Origin of the sequence: Yinghuangia sp. ASG 101 (assembly GCF_021165735.1) — a bacterium.
Taxonomy (GTDB): Bacteria; Actinomycetota; Actinomycetes; order Streptomycetales; family Streptomycetaceae; genus Yinghuangia.
In genome coordinates this window covers 1,046,183-1,060,288 of sequence record NZ_CP088911.1, presented here as the reverse complement: position 1 = coordinate 1,060,288, position 14,106 = coordinate 1,046,183, and the positions used below count along the sequence as shown (strand labels likewise).

Sequence of the window (14,106 nt, the reverse complement as noted above, 5' to 3'; positions counted from 1 at the left end):
CGGCGCCCCGGGCGTGTGTGGTCAGCGACCCTCGGCGTCCAGCTCCAGCAGCCGGGTGCGGTGGGCCTCCAGCCCCGCGGCGTGCTCGGCCAGCCGCGCCCGGACGTGGGGGCGGGCGATCGCGAGCAGGCACACGTCGAAGGCGTGCAGGACGCCGGCCCGCAGGACGCGCTCGTCGATCTCGCCGGCCGCCCAACGCCCCAGCAGGTGCAGGAACACCGTCCCGGCGTGCTGCACCAGCAGATCCGGGGCGAGATCGGCGCGCAGCGCGCCGGAGCGCGTGGCCGCCTCGATCGACTCCGCCACCGTCTGCCGGCCGTGCCAGCCCCGGGACAGCCGCCGGTAGAGCCCGGGGTCGGCGACGATCGCCGCGACCACGGCCTTCGGCACGTGCCGGGTCGTCGCGGCGACCGACACCGCCACCGCCTCCCAGATCCGCTCGATCGGATCGGTCGGATCGGTCGCCTCCACGGCCTCGGCCGCGGCGTCCATCGCGTCGAACGACTCCTGTACGAGTGCGGCGATGAGCCCCTGTTTGTCGCCGAACAGGTTGTAGAGCGTGCGGACGCTCACCTCGGCCTCGTCGGCGAGGCGCCGCATCGACAGCTCCTCCACCCCGTGCCGGGCCACGAACTCCCGTGCGCTGTCGAGGACATGCCTGCTGTTGCGGGCCCGCACCCGCACGTTCGGCACGGGCTGCCGGGCGGTCGGGGACGGTGGTGCCTCGGTCATGGCGGCCATCGTACGCACTCATTGCCACGCCGTACTACTTCTGCAACAGTGTGCACGCCGCGTACCCGTCGGCCGGAAGCCGTGATGGAGGACGAAGCGATGGACTTGCGCACGTTGGCGGACAAGATCGAGATAGCGGAGCTGTTCGCGCGCTACGCACGCGGCGTCGACACGAAGCAGTGGGACCTGTGGAGGTCGGTGTTCACCCCCGACGCCCACCTCGACTACAGCTCGGTCACCGGCGTCGTCGGATCGCGCGACGAGGTCATCGCGACGCTGGAGAAGGCGCTCGGCACGACGCCGATGACCCAGCACTTCATCACGAACATCGAGACCGAGATCGACGGCGACCGGGCCACCGCCCGCGCGATGTTCTACAACCCGATGCTGCTGCCGAACATGACCGAGCAGAGCTACTGCGGCGGCTACTACCACCACAACCTGGTGCGGACCCCCGACGGGTGGCGGAGCGAGAAACTCGTCGAGGAGAACCTGTGGTTCGTCAACCACCCGTCGGCCGCGAGCTGAGCCGCGCGCGATGACGGAGCACACGGTCACCGGCAGGTTCGACGGCAGGACCGCCCTCGTCACGGGGGCGGGATCGGGCATGGGCAGGGCGATCACGCTCCGCCTGGCCCGCGAGGGCGCCCGCGTCCTCGCGGTCGACATCGACGCCGAACGGCTGGACGAGACACGGAAACTCGGCGGCGACGCGGTCTCCGCCCACCCGGCCGACATCAGCGACCCGGACGCGTGCCGGGCCGCGGTCGCCGCCTGCGTGGACGCGTTCGGCGGGCTCGACGTGCTGGGCAACGTCGCCGGGATCTACGTGGCGACGCACGCCACCGACCTGACCCTGGCGCAGTACCGGCGCGTCATGGGCGTCAACCTGGACGGCTGCTTCTTCCTCGCCCAGGCCGCGCTGCCGCACCTGCTGCGCGGCAGCGGAAACATCGTCAACATCGCCTCGAACGCGGGTCTCCAGGGCATCCCGTACTCGGTCGCGTACGCCATGAGCAAGGGCGGCGTCATCCAGATGACGCGGGCCCTCGCCGTCGAATACCTCAAGACGGGCCTGCGGGTGAACGCGATAGCGCCCGCGGGCACCAACACCAACATCGCCGCGACGACGCGGTTTCCGCCCGACCTCGACCGCGACCTGGCCCGCCGCATGGGCGGCCTCCGGGGGTTGGCCGAACCCGAGGAGGTCGCCGCGCTGTTCGCGTTCCTGGCCTCCGCGGAGGCCAAGTCGATCACCGGTGCCGTCTACACGCTCGACAACGGCCTCACCGCGAGCTGACGAAGCCCCGACGCGGGGGCGGCACCGTGCGGGGCCGCCCCCGCACCGCACCCGGTCGCCCGGGCCCGAGGGGAACTCCCGCGCCGTGCATATGTCCTGACATCCGATCAGACCCGACGGAACCGGCGCCGCCCGGCGCGGGCGGGCTCTCGGGTGCGAGGAGAGGTGCGCCGGTGCCGTCTCGGTCGGCCGACCCGACCGGCGCGACCGTCGCGTGACATGCCCCCCGACCGCGCGGCCGGGCGGCTCGCGGACGCCGGTCCCGCGGGGGGACGCGCGTCGCTGCCGCGTCCGGCGCGAGCGCGCGGACGGTTCGCGCCGTGAGTGGTTCCTGATCCCGCCCGCGCTTCCGCGGGCCGCGCGGGCGTTGGTCCGACGCCGCCACCGCGCAAGGGCAAGGGCGCAAGGACAGGCTGTGCCGTCCATGGCTCCCCGCCCCGTCCGGCAGGCGCGTCCGCGGGCGCTCGTTCGACGCCGCCACAGACGCGTGCACGCGAATACGCTGCGCCGCCCGTGGTTCCCGACCCCGTCCGGCGGGCCTCGGGCGGGCGCTTCCCCGACTCCGCCTCCGTCGGGTTCCGCCGCGTTTCCCCGCGCCGCCGCACGGCCGTTGCGGCCATCCGGCCTGTCCGCACCCGTTCGGCGGTGCCGCGTGCCCGTGGCCGGAGTGTGGGACGGCGGTCGGCTGATCGGGTGGTTTCGGCGTGCCGGTGGGTGACGGCGGGAGATTAAACGCAAAAATCGTACAGTATTGGAACAAATGGGGGTCCGGAGTCGGGGCCCGGTGGTCGCTCATCGCAGCGAGGAACAGTCCGGAGGCCCGCCATGTCGACAATCCTGTTCCGCTTGGGACGCTGGTCCTTCCGGCACCGGCGGATCGTGCTGGGCACCTGGCTGATGATCGCGATCGCGGCCGTGCTCGCGGCGACGTTGAGCGGGGGGCAGACCAGCGACGAGTTCACGATTCCGGGAACCGAGTCGCAGCGTACGACCGATCTGCTGGAGGCGAAGCTCCCCAGCCTCGCCGGTGCGCAGACCCAGGTCGTCTTCGAGGCACCCGCGAACACCGCCGTCACCGATCCGGCCGTGCGCTCCGGTATCGAGGAGGCCGTGCGGAACACCGGCTCGGTGCCCCAAGTCGCGTCCGTCTCCGACCCGTTCACCACGAACAGCGTCTCGCCCGACGGGCGCGCGGCGCTCTCGATCGTGCAGTACACGGCGCAGGCGGCCGACGTCAAGAACTCCTCGCTCGACGCCCTGGAACGTGCCGTCGTGCCCGCGAAGAACGCCGGGGCACGGGTCGAGTACTCCGGGAGCGTCTACCCCGGGTGGCGCGTCAAGCTCTCCGAGATCCCCGAGATCGTCGGCCTCGCCCTCGCCGCCGTGATCCTGGTGATCACCTTCGGCGCGCTGGCCGCGGCCGGCATGCCGATCCTCACCGCGATCATCGGCGTCGTCATCTCGCTCATGGCGGTGAGCGCGCTCGCCGCCGTCATCAACATCGCCTCCGAGTCGACCACCGTCGCCATCATGCTGGGGCTGGCCTGCGGCGTGGACTACGGCCTCTTCATCCTGTTCCGGCACCGCAACCAGGTGCTGCGCGGCATGGACATCGAGGAATCCGCCGCACGGGCGCTCGCCACCGCCGGAAGTTCGGTGGTTTTTGCCGGACTGACCGTCATCATCGCGCTGTGCGGCCTCTCCGTGGTCGGCATCCCCTTCCTCACCGTCATGGGCCTGTGCGCGGCCGGGGCGGTGGCGGTCGCGCTGCTCGTCGCGCTGACGCTGATCCCGGCGATCTTCGGCTTCGCGGGCCCGAAGATCGTCCGCTTCCTCAGGTCGCGGCTGCGCCCCGGGCACCACGAGAAGGTCGCCCGGACCACCGCCCTGGAACCCGAACGGACGTTCGGGGCGCGCTGGTCGGGGTTCGTCGTACGGTTCCGGGGGGCCGTCCTGGTCTGCGGGGTCGTCCTGCTCGGTGTGCTGGCGATCCCCGCGCTGGACATCCAGTTGGGCCTGCCCAGCAGCGCCGCGAAACCGACGTCCACCACCGAGCGCAAGGCGTACGACCTGATCACCGATCACTTCGGCCCGGGCTACAACGGGCCGCTGCTGGTCGTCGCGAACGGGCCGGTGCCCGCGGCCGAGGTGCAGCAACTGGCCGCCGAGCTGGCCCGGCAGCCCGACGTCGCGGCGGCGACCCCGCTCGCCGACAACGACCAGGTGGCCGTGGTCCGGGTGATCCCCGACAGCGGCCCCAACGCCGGCGCGACCGCCGACCTCGTGCACCACATCCGCGACAACCGGGCCGTGCTGGAGAACGCCGTCGGGGTGCCGGTCCTCGTCGGCGGCACCACCGCGTCCAACATCGACGTCTCCGACAAACTCGCGTCCGCGCTGCCGCAGTTCCTGGCCGTGGTGGTCGGACTCTCGTTCGTGCTGCTGACGTTCGCGTTCCGGACGATCCTGGTGCCGATCAAGTCCATCCTCGGCTTCCTGCTGTCCGTCGCCGCGGCGTTCGGCGCCCAGGTCGCGTTGTTCCAATGGGGCTGGGGCCGCCACATCTTCGGCATCACCCCGACCGAGACGGTCAGCTTCCTGCCCATCATCATGCTCGCGATCATCTTCGGACTGTCCAGCGACTACGAGGTGTTCGTCGTCTCGCGCATCAAGGAGGACTACACCTTCCACGGCGACGCCCGGGCCGCGGCGCGGCGCGGCACCGCGGCGTCCGCACGGGTGGTGACCGCCGCGGCGCTGATCATGTTCTTCATCTTCGTGGCCTTCATGTTCACCACCGACCCGACCATCAAGGCCATCGGCTTCAGCTTCGCCATCGGGGTGCTGCTCGACGCGTTCGTCGTACGCCTGAGCCTGGTTCCCGCGGTGATGGCCATGGCCGGGGCGAAAATCTGGTACCACCCGCGGTGGTTCGCCAAGTACGTCCCCGACCCCGACATCGAGGGGCACCGGCTGGACGAAAACCTCGCGGCGCAAAAACGCGGCACTGCTTCGTAATCCCGAAAGCCGTTTCGGGCCACGCGGATCGGGCAGGTGCGGGGGTTGTGCACGAGCATCTGTTCGCATCGTCCGCCGACGAGAGGAGTCGTACCGTTTGGATGCCATCGACGAGCGAGACAGAGCCGGGGCCGGGGTGCCCCGGCGCGCGTTCCTGGGAGTCGCCCTGGGCGGGGTGGTCGGTGCGGTCGCCGCGACCACCGGCTGCAGCAGGGTCGACCTCACCGGCGAGCCCAACGGCGGAAGCCTCCTGAGCCGACTGCGCGACCGGGGGTCGGTGCGGATCGGCTTCGCCAACGAGGCTCCCTACAGCTACCTCGACAAGAACGCCAAACTGACCGGCGAGGCCGCCGCGGTGGCCAAGGTCGTGTTCGGGCGCCTGGGCGTGCCGAAAATCGACCCCGTGCCCGCCGACTTCGGCGCGCTGATCGCCGGGCTCCGCGCGGGGCTGTTCGACGTCGTCGGCGCGGGCATGTCCATCACCCCCTCGCGCTGCAAGGCCGTGTTGTTCACCGACCCCGAGTTCAACGCCTCCGAGGCGTTCCTCGTCCCCCGGGGTAACCCGGCGGGCCTGATGACCATGGAGGACGTCGCCCGGACGAACGTGCGCCTGGGCGTGCTGCTCGGCGCGGTCGAACTGGACGTGGCGCTGAAAAGCGGCGTGCCCGAGTCGCGCATCGTCCGCTTCGCCGACCAGCCGAGCGCGTTCGACGGCATCGCGGGCGGCCGGGTCGACGCGGTGTCCCTCACCTCGATCTCGCTGCGTTGGGGGCTCAAACAGCGCCCGCACCTCAACCTGGAGGTCACCCCGCCCTACCGGCCCGTCATCGACGGTCAGGAGTTCATCGCCGCCGCGGGGGCGTTCGCGGTGCGTCCGGACCAGTCGAAGTTCGTCGCCGCGTTCAACACCCAGCTGCACGGCCTCCGGGACAGCGGCGAACTCCTGGCACTCCAGAGTCCGTTCGGCTTCACCGAGAGCGATGTGCCAGCGCCCGAGCTCACCGCGGAGAAGGTGTGTCAGGGATGAGACGACACGATCCGCGGACGCTGCCCGGGAACACCTCGGCGACACAGGGCCGTTCGCGAGCGGAGGTGCCCGCATGACCTCGGGTCAGTTCCACCTCCTCCTCGACGGTGCGCTGAACACCATCTACCTCACCCTCGGCGGCGCCGCGCTCGCCCTCGTCCTCGCGCTGGTCGCGGGGCTCGCCCGGGCCCGCGGCAACCGCGCGGTCCGCATCATCGGGGGCTGCTACGTCGAGATCTTCCGCGGACTGCCGACGCTGGTCCTCGCGTTCTGGTTCGTCTTCGCCCTCCCGGCCCTCGGGTGGCAGCTCGACCCGCTGTGGGCCGGCATGCTCGCCCTCGGGCTGAACATCGGCGCGTACGCCGCCGAAGTCGTCCGCGGGGCGATCCGGTCGGTGCCGACGGGGCAGGCCGAGGCGGCGGTCGCGCTCAACTTCACCCGCGCGCAGCGCATCCGCCACGTCGAGCTTCCGCAGGCGTACGTCGCGATGCTGCCGCCGCTGGGCAACAACCTGATCGAACTGCTCAAGTCGTCCGCCGTGGTCTCCATCGTGTCGATCCCCGACCTGACCTTCAACGCCCAGCTCATCCGCATGTCGTCGGGGGAGACCCTGCCGGTCTTCACCGGGCTGTTGTTCGGCTACGCGGTGATCGCGCTGGTCCTGACGGGCCTCATGCGCCTGCTGGAGCGGCACGCCGTCCGCACGCTGGGCCGCGAGCCGGTACCCGGCGTGATCCGGAGGATACTGCGACGGGCGGAGGCCACCGCATGAGCGAGCGAGTCGACACCCGGGACGCGCTTCGCGCGTGCGGCGCCGAGCGAAGCGGGGTGCGCGCATGAGTTGGGACTGGGACTACGCCTGGGACATCGTCCCGGACCTGTGGGACGGCATGAAGGTCGCGCTGGAGGCGACCGTCTACGGCTACCTCATCGCCCTCGCGCTGGGCCTCGTGCTGGCCCTGGCCCGGCGCAACAAACACCGCTGGATCTCGCTGCCGATCGCTCTGCTGTCCGAACTCATCCGCGCCACACCGCTGTTGGTGCAGCTCTTCTTCATGTTCTACCTGCTGCCCGAGATCGGCATCCGGTGGGAGCCGCTGACGGTCGGCGCGGTCACGCTCGGCATCCACTACGCGACGTACACCTCCGAGGTGTACCGCTCGGGCATCGACAACGTGCCCGTCGGGCAGTGGGAGGCCGCGACGGCGCTGAACCTGCCCCGGCGCCGGGTCTGGACGTCGGTGATCCTGCCGCAGGCGGTACCGCGCGTGATCCCCGCGCTCGGCAACTACCTGATCGCGATGTTCAAGGACACGCCGCAGCTCATCGCGATCACCGTGGTCGAGGTGTTCTCGACCGCCCGCGAACTCAACTCGGAGACGTTCCGTACGTTGGAGCCGTTCACCATGGCCGGGCTCTTCTACCTGGTTGTCGCGCTGGTGATGTCCGGAGTGCTGCGCCTGGTCGAGCGCCGCTTCGGGCGCGTGCGTTCGACATGACCGGGGACGAGCCGCGCGTGCCGGCACGCGCGGACGAGCCCAGCCCGCACCACCCCACGGGAGGGAACGACGCATGACCGACACCGAGGCCCACGAGACTCAGGCCGACGACGGTGACGCGACCGGTGACTTCGTCACGTTCGACAAGGTCGGCAAGCGGTTCGGCGACCATGTGGTCCTGAAGGACCTCTCCTTCGGCGTGGAGGCCGGGGAGCGCGTCACGCTCATCGGGCCGAGCGGTTCCGGCAAGACCACGATCCTGCGCATGCTGATGACCCTGACCCGGCCGGACACCGGGGTGATCCGCGTGAGCGGCGAACCGTTGTTCCACGAGCAGCGGGGCGACAAGCTGGTGCCCGCGTCGGAGAAGCACATCCGGGCCATGCGCAGCCGGATCACCATGGTGTTCCAGCAGTTCAACCTGTTCCCCAACATGCGGGTGCTGCGCAACGTCACCGAGGCGCCGATCCGCGTGCACGGGGTGCCGAAGGAAGAGGCCGAGGCGCGCGCGGTCGAACTGCTCGACATGGTGGGGCTGCGCGAGAAGCTGGACGCGTACCCGTCGCAGCTCTCCGGCGGCCAGCAGCAGCGGGTCGCGATCGCGCGGGCCCTCGCGGTCCGCCCGGACATCCTGCTGCTGGACGAGGTCACCTCCGCGCTCGACCCGGAGATCGCCGCCGAAGTGCTCGACGTGCTGCGGGAGATCACGCGGACGACCGACGTGACGATGCTGTGTGTGACGCACGCGATGCGCTTCGCGCGCGACGTGTCGCACCGCATCCTGATGTTCAGCGACGGCGGGATCGTCGAGTCCGGGCCGCCGGACCAACTGCTCGGCGACCCGCAGCACGACCGCACCCGGCGGTTCCTCAAGTCCATCCTCGAAGAGGCCTGAGGGCGCGACTGGTTCGGACCGGCCTTGGACTCCCGTGCGGGGCAAGGCCGGTCCGACGTGGTCGCGGGCGCGTCACCAGCGGGCGGCCGGCCCGCTGTCGATGTCGAGGGGGCGGGTGTACGAGAGGTCGCCGGTGTCGCGCGTGCCCTTGAGGAAGCCCTGCTCCCGGAAGAACGACGTCTTCAGGAGCGACGCGTCGGCGTTGAGCGCGAGTTCGACGGTGGAGCGGCGCACCGCGATGCGCCACGTGCCGTCGCGGCGCTCCAGGCGGTCGATGTAGCGCCCGCTCATGAGCTGTGCGGACCTGCCGTCGCGCGACAGGAGCCCGACGAGGACGTAGCTCTCCGCGTGGGCGGTGTCGCCGTCGATCTCGCACGTGTGGGTCGTGATGTTGTGGGTGTGCAGCTCGGCGGCGGCCGAGTGCGTCGTGTTGGCCCAATCCGCGTACTGTGGACCGGAGTTGACGGCTTTGCCGTGTTCGTCGACGCCGTCGTCGTGGTAGGTGGCGGTCAGCAGGTCGACGTCGTGGCGGTCGTGGCCGCGCGCGTGTCGGGCGACGCAGTCGAGGATCGCGGTGCGGTCCGCCAGGTAGCGGACCTCGCGCTCCAGCCTGGCCAGCCGGTCTTCGGTGCTCATCGTGTCGCCTCCGTCTCAGCGCCCGCGGAAGACCAGGCCGTACAGCTTCGCCACGTCGATCCGCACGATCACGCGGCGGTCGCGGATCATCTTCGCGTCGAACGCGGGGCGCTCCTGCTCGCCGTTGAACACCCGGTCCACGGCGTACAGTTCGTCGGTCGCGCGGTCACCGGGGGTCTTGGCCTCGTCGAGGGTCACGGTGCCCTCGGCGACGGCGTAGTTGAAGAAGTCCGCGCCGGCGACGTGCAGCACCGCGCGCGGGTCGCGCAGCAGGTTGCGGCCCTTGGCGCGGGTCGTCGTCGTGGAGACGCGGATGATCCGGGCGCCGTCGGCGGCGCCCTCGGGGGGCTCGGTGATGTAGTAGACGTTCGACAGGTGGGGGAGGCCGTCCGCGCCGATCGTCGCCAGGACGCCCTCCCGGGCACCGGCCACCATCTCCCACAGCTCGTCCTGGCCGGGGGCCTTCACCGCCGCCGCCCGTCGGCGGGTCGCGGCGCGAGGCCGCCGGATGTGCCGATCCGCATGAAGTGCTCCGTTTCCTGGGGTCCCGGCGTCGTCCGGCGGCCCGGGTGCGCCGGCCCGCCTTTTTAGGCGTATGACTAAAAAAGTGCCGGTGGTATGCCTAACAGGCCGGACCGTCGCCGGTCAAGCCTGTTCAGGCCCGGTACAGTGGCCGCGTGCCTGCCATCCGCGACTCCGCCCCCCTCCGAGGGCGACGCCACCCGGGGGCGACGCCATGACCGTGTCGCCTCCCGCGGGGACGAAGGGCGCCAGAACCCGCGAGACGCTGCTCGACGCGGCGACGCGGCTCATGACGGAAGAGGGCTACACGGCGGTCAGCACCCGCAAGGTCGCCGCCAAGGCCGGGGTCAACCACGCACTCGTCTACTACTACTTCCAGACGATGGACGAACTGCTCCTGGCGGTGTTCCGGCGCGGCGCCGAGACCAACCTGCGGCGGCTCGAACGCGCGCTGGCCGGCGACAACCCGCTGCGCGGGCTGTGGGAGGTCGTCAGCGCGCCGCACGACTCGGCGCTCACCGTGGAGTTCCTCGCGCTGGCCAACCACCGCGAGGTCATCCGCGACGAACTGGCCGCGTACTCACGCCGGTTCCGGCGTCGGCAGGAGGAAGTCCTCGGCGACGTGCTGCGCGCGCACGGCATCGACACCGGGGGGCTGTCCCCGGCCGCGTTGACGTTCCTCATCGGCGGGCTGCCCCGCATGCTGGCGATGGACGACACGCTCGGACTCACCGACGGGCACGACGAGGTCCTCGCACTGATCGAGACGTATCTGGCCCGCTTCGAGACGACACCGAAGGCGGACGGCGGGGACGCGCGGGGCGCGGAGGGGTAGGCGCGGTCGGCGCGCCGCCGCGGGGTCGGTCGGCCGCGGTGAGCAGCGCACGGGGTCCGGGGGCGGAGGCCGCAGGGTTGCGGCGCGGCGTCGGCGGGTTCCGGTGCCAGGGTCCGGATGGTGCGTCGGCGTCGCCGGTCGGGCCGTCGGCGGCCCGCTCGGGGCGTGGCGCGGACACCCGCGGGGCTTCCCGGGCGGAGCACGGTGGGGCCCGGAGACCCCCAGGGCCGGGTCACCCGGGGGAATCGCCGGGCACCGGCACCGCCGTCCCGGCGACGTCGACGCGCCGGTGGCCCCGGCGTTCCGCGTCAGGCGGTCTTCTCGTGTGTCGCCGCCGTGGCCGTGGTGAGCAACTCCGTGATGGAGCCGTGGAATTCGGGGAGCAGGCGGACCGCGACCGCCCAAGCGTCGGTGTCCGTGCCGAGGCGCGCGTGGAACAGGCCGCGGACGTCCGGAGGCGGCGCGGGCGTCGGCCACCGCGACCGCCGTTCGTGGTGGGTGTCCGCCAGGAGGAGGGCCAGCGACCCGGCGGCCGGTCGCGCGTGGGTGAGCAGATCGTGCGGGGTGAGGCGGCCCGCCGCCAACGCGGCGTCCAGCCACGCGGATTCCCTCGCGTCGGGCAGCCCGGCGGCGAGGAGGTCGAGCAACAGCCTTGTGGGGCAGTCCGGTTGCCGTGCGAGGGCGACGTGGAGCGCGTGCCCCAAGGGGTCGGCCGCATGGCCGCGGAGCAGTGCCGCCCATGGCAACACCGTGCCCTCGGTGACGAGTTGCCGGACGTGCGCGTCGTGGTCCTCGGTCAGTGCGCGAAGCGAGCCGTATACATGCTCCGGGTCCTCCTCGGCGGCCAGCCGCTCGCGCAGCTCGGCCGGGCCGTCGGGCGCGCCGAGGGCCTTCGCGATCACGTCGGCGGTGGCCGCGGGGAAGGACGCGGCGCGCAGGACGCGTCGCGCCTCGGCGGCGCCGTACCGCCGGCACACCCCGGTGATCACGCGCAACCGCCCGGCCTCGGTGTGCAGCGCGACCCGGCTGACGACCGCGGTCGCGACGTCCGGGTCGCCTGACGCGATCGCGAGCGGGAGCCGGGCGGTGAACCGGTGCAGGCCGGTGCTCCACAGCAGATCGAGCAGCGGCGCGCCGACGCGTCCGGACCGGCCGTCGCGGCGTGCGCCGGAGAGCATCCTGCGGCGCTCCGCGTCGTCCAGCCGGGGGTTGGCGAAGAGCCGGGCGTCCACGTGCGGGTCGTCGAGGTCGAGGAGGGAGCGCAGTTCGTCGTCGGTCAGGTCGGCGCGCCGGGCCGCCTCCTCGGGGGACAGGGCGGGCGGCCGGTCGCCAGGATCGATGATGAGGCCGGTGAAGACGCGCCCGGCAGCCCGGGAAGCCGAACGGCCGTGTGCCGCAGGCGTGTTCGCGGAGGTAGCGGCCGGTGCGGCGAACTCGGGCCCGAGGCGGGCGGCGAGTGTGGCCGCCAGGCCGGGGCCCGCCACGTCGCGGACGAGGCCGGCGAGTTCCGGGGTGATGCCGCCCATGGGGCTCCTTTCGTACGGTGCGACGCGGGGTTTCGGCCGGGTCAGACCGTCGCCCGCAGGGCCTTGAGGGCCCGTTCCGCGAGGTCCGGGTTGCGCCGGTAGTAGCCGTTGGCGTGGTTCGAGCGGTTGCGGTACTCCATGAACGTGGCCGCGGCGTCCTCGATCCCGCACCGGTCGGCACCGACGACTTCGCGCGTCACCACGATGCCCTCCTCCACGCCGACGCCGTGTTCGGTCAGGAACGCCTGGACGGCGTCCATGCCCTCGCTGCCCGCCAGTTCGCGGCACGCGTCGACGCGCGGGGCGAGCCAGTGCGCGCGCCACGCGTACGCGTCGGTCGGGGGGACGGCCTCGGCCTCGGCGAACGTCGGTGCCAGGGCCGCCATCAGGCGCTCGTGCAGCCGCTCGACGGTGTCGGTGATGCCCGGGTAGTCCTTGCGGAACTCGTCGTCGTCGATGTCCAGGTCCTCCAGCAGCCCGGGCGTGACGCGGCGGCCGGCCCAGCCGGCGTCCCCCGCGACCAGCGTCCGCTGGAGCAGTGACGCGCTCAGCGGCGTCGACTCCGCGAGCAGCACCGCGTCGTACAGGTCCTTGCCCTCGGGGTAGATGTCGTCGGAGAGCCACAGCAGCTTCCACGCCAGCGACAGTGCGGGAGTGGCGCCCAGAAGCCGGTGCGCGCCGCCACCGCCCCGCACCGGGACCTCGGTGAACTCCGGGTCGTCCGGCAGCAGTTCGGTGAAGACGAAGTCGAGCTGCACGGTGCCCGACGGCAACCCCTCGGCGTGCCAGGGCAGGACGAGGCGGCGGCCGGGGATGCGGTCGTACGTCCAGATCTCGTCCCGGAGCGCGCCCGCCGCGTCGATGCGGACGCCGTCGCCGCCCGAGGCCCGTTCGGCGGCGCTCGCGAGGCCGTCCAGCATCCGCTCGGTGCGCGGCTCCTCCAGGGTCCAGGTGACCGGCGTGACCACGAAGTCGAGGTCGCCGGGCTCGCGTGCCGCGGAGCCGTACCACGCCCGCAGCAGGGCGCTGCCGCGCAGCACCAGGTGCTCGGCCCACGGGGACGCGGCGACGGCCGCCAGGACGTGGTCGACCGCGCGGCGGCGGGCGTCGTACCAGCGCTCGGCCTCGTCCGGAGCGGGGAACTGCGGGTCCCCGGCGCGCATCGCCTTGCCGTACTGCTTCAGCGACGGGTCGAACACCGGGCGCTGGACGACGCCTTCGCCGACGACGGTGGTCAGCGAGGCGGGCAGGTTCGCCTCGTCGCGCTGCTCGGGGGTGAGGTGCCCCTGCGGGAGGACGGCCGTCTCGGGCCAGGGGCCCCAGTCGAGTTCGTCCCACGAGGTGGCTTGTTCGTCGATGCTCATGCGGGCACCTCGCGTCGTGTGGTCATGGGTGGTCGATCCTCTCGTCGATCCAGCCGTCGTCGAGCGTCGCGCCGTCGTCGAAGACGACGAACTCCCGTTCGTGGGACAGGATCCGGTGGTGCGTTGCGTGCAATACGGCGATCAGTGCGTCGAGTTGATCGGCGGCACGGGCGTTGCCGACGCCTCGGGAGCGCTGCGTCACGAAGCGCTCCCGGCGTCCGTCGGCGCGGTGGCGGCGCGCGTTGTGCGACAGATGCGCGCCGTGCCGGATCGCAATTGCCGCCAACTCCCGTGTGTCGCGGTGCTGTTCGAGCAGCAGTTTGACGTGGTGCTCGAAGTAGTACGCGGGGCCCAGCGCGGCGGCGTCCGCGTCGGTGGCCGGGACCCCGGGGTGCCAGGGCGCGGCCTCCACCTTGACGCGGACCGCGCGGAAACCCGCCTCCCGCGCCGCGTCCGCGAGCGCGCCGGCCGCGTCGCGGGCCTCGGCGAGCGTCGTGGTGGCCCGCAGCGTCAGCATCGGCTGCGAGGTCGTGTGACCGCGGTCGAGGACGATGTGGGTCAGCCCCGCGCCGCGCTCCCGCCCCCACGCCGCCAGCGCGTCGACCTCCGCAGCGGCGCAGCGGAAGGTGACATGGGTCTCGAACTCCCCTCGGAGATCACGGGGGAAGACGGACGGGCGAGCGGTCTGGATCGGCACGACGCAGATATTGCCAGGGCGCGACGACAGCGGCACCGAGGTTTTCCGGGGCGGT

General features: G+C 72.1%; 14 protein-coding genes. 8 read left to right on the top strand and 6 right to left on the bottom strand.

The window, feature by feature from the left end; all coding sequences use genetic code 11:
• Positions 1-21: 21 nt before the first annotated feature.
• Positions 22-732, bottom strand: a complete 711-nt coding sequence (locus tag LO772_RS04145) for a TetR/AcrR family transcriptional regulator (protein WP_231776975.1) — start codon at positions 730-732, stop codon at positions 22-24.
• A 99-nt stretch (positions 733-831) separates the two neighbouring features.
• On the opposite strand from LO772_RS04145, the gene LO772_RS04140 reads away from it, so the two are divergent.
• The 7 genes from LO772_RS04140 (at position 832) to ehuA (ending at position 8,471) form a co-directional block, all read left to right on the top strand.
• Positions 832-1,260: a nuclear transport factor 2 family protein gene (locus LO772_RS04140; protein WP_231776974.1), complete on the top strand. Its 429-nt coding sequence runs from the start codon at positions 832-834 to the stop codon at positions 1,258-1,260.
• Between the two features lie 10 nt (positions 1,261-1,270).
• Positions 1,271-2,032: an SDR family NAD(P)-dependent oxidoreductase gene (locus LO772_RS04135; protein ID WP_231776973.1), complete on the top strand. Its 762-nt coding sequence runs from the start codon at positions 1,271-1,273 to the stop codon at positions 2,030-2,032.
• Between the two features lie 825 nt (positions 2,033-2,857).
• Positions 2,858-5,050, top strand: a complete 2,193-nt coding sequence (locus LO772_RS04130; RefSeq protein WP_231776972.1) for an MMPL family transporter — start codon at positions 2,858-2,860, stop codon at positions 5,048-5,050.
• Between the two features lie 97 nt (positions 5,051-5,147).
• The gene (ehuB, locus tag LO772_RS04125; protein ID WP_231776971.1) at positions 5,148-6,077 is read left to right on the top strand and encodes an ectoine/hydroxyectoine ABC transporter substrate-binding protein EhuB; all 930 of its coding nucleotides are present in this window, start codon (positions 5,148-5,150) and stop codon (positions 6,075-6,077) included.
• 73 nt (positions 6,078-6,150) lie between these two features.
• Entirely contained in the window at positions 6,151-6,849 is a 699-nt protein-coding gene (ehuC, locus tag LO772_RS04120; protein WP_231776970.1) for an ectoine/hydroxyectoine ABC transporter permease subunit EhuC, read from the top strand.
• Positions 6,850-6,913: 64 nt separating this feature from the next.
• Positions 6,914-7,576 (top strand): ectoine/hydroxyectoine ABC transporter permease subunit EhuD, encoded by a 663-nt coding sequence (gene ehuD, locus LO772_RS04115; RefSeq protein ID WP_231776969.1) that lies wholly within the window; start codon positions 6,914-6,916, stop codon positions 7,574-7,576.
• A 73-nt stretch (positions 7,577-7,649) separates the two neighbouring features.
• Positions 7,650-8,471: an ectoine/hydroxyectoine ABC transporter ATP-binding protein EhuA gene (ehuA, locus tag LO772_RS04110; RefSeq protein WP_231776968.1), complete on the top strand. Its 822-nt coding sequence runs from the start codon at positions 7,650-7,652 to the stop codon at positions 8,469-8,471.
• Positions 8,472-8,543: 72 nt separating this feature from the next.
• Here ehuA and LO772_RS04105 read toward each other — a convergent pair whose 3' ends face one another.
• Together LO772_RS04105 and LO772_RS04100 are read right to left on the bottom strand one after the other, a co-directional pair.
• The gene (locus LO772_RS04105) at positions 8,544-9,107 is read right to left on the bottom strand and encodes a nuclear transport factor 2 family protein (protein ID WP_231776967.1); all 564 of its coding nucleotides are present in this window, start codon (positions 9,105-9,107) and stop codon (positions 8,544-8,546) included.
• A 15-nt stretch (positions 9,108-9,122) separates the two neighbouring features.
• Complete coding sequence (locus LO772_RS04100) at positions 9,123-9,575, bottom strand: PPOX class F420-dependent oxidoreductase (protein ID WP_231776966.1); 453 nt, start codon at positions 9,573-9,575, stop codon at positions 9,123-9,125.
• 268 nt (positions 9,576-9,843) lie between these two features.
• Between LO772_RS04100 and LO772_RS04095 the strand changes: the two genes are divergently transcribed.
• Positions 9,844-10,464 (top strand): TetR/AcrR family transcriptional regulator, encoded by a 621-nt coding sequence (locus tag LO772_RS04095; protein ID WP_231776965.1) that lies wholly within the window; start codon positions 9,844-9,846, stop codon positions 10,462-10,464.
• 308 nt (positions 10,465-10,772) lie between these two features.
• Here LO772_RS04095 and LO772_RS04090 read toward each other — a convergent pair whose 3' ends face one another.
• Genes LO772_RS04090 through LO772_RS04080 form a run of 3 tightly spaced genes read right to left on the bottom strand, consistent with a single transcriptional unit; the run spans position 10,773 to position 14,051 of the window.
• Complete coding sequence (locus tag LO772_RS04090; RefSeq protein WP_231776964.1) at positions 10,773-11,990, bottom strand: hypothetical protein; 1,218 nt, start codon at positions 11,988-11,990, stop codon at positions 10,773-10,775.
• 41 nt (positions 11,991-12,031) lie between these two features.
• A complete protein-coding gene (locus LO772_RS04085) occupies positions 12,032-13,354 on the bottom strand; it encodes a nucleotidyl transferase AbiEii/AbiGii toxin family protein (protein ID WP_231776963.1) in 1,323 nt (440 codons plus the stop codon).
• A 22-nt stretch (positions 13,355-13,376) separates the two neighbouring features.
• Positions 13,377-14,051, bottom strand: coding sequence for a hypothetical protein (locus tag LO772_RS04080; RefSeq protein WP_231776962.1), 675 nt, complete (start codon positions 14,049-14,051; stop codon positions 13,377-13,379).
• Positions 14,052-14,106 lie beyond the last annotated feature (55 nt).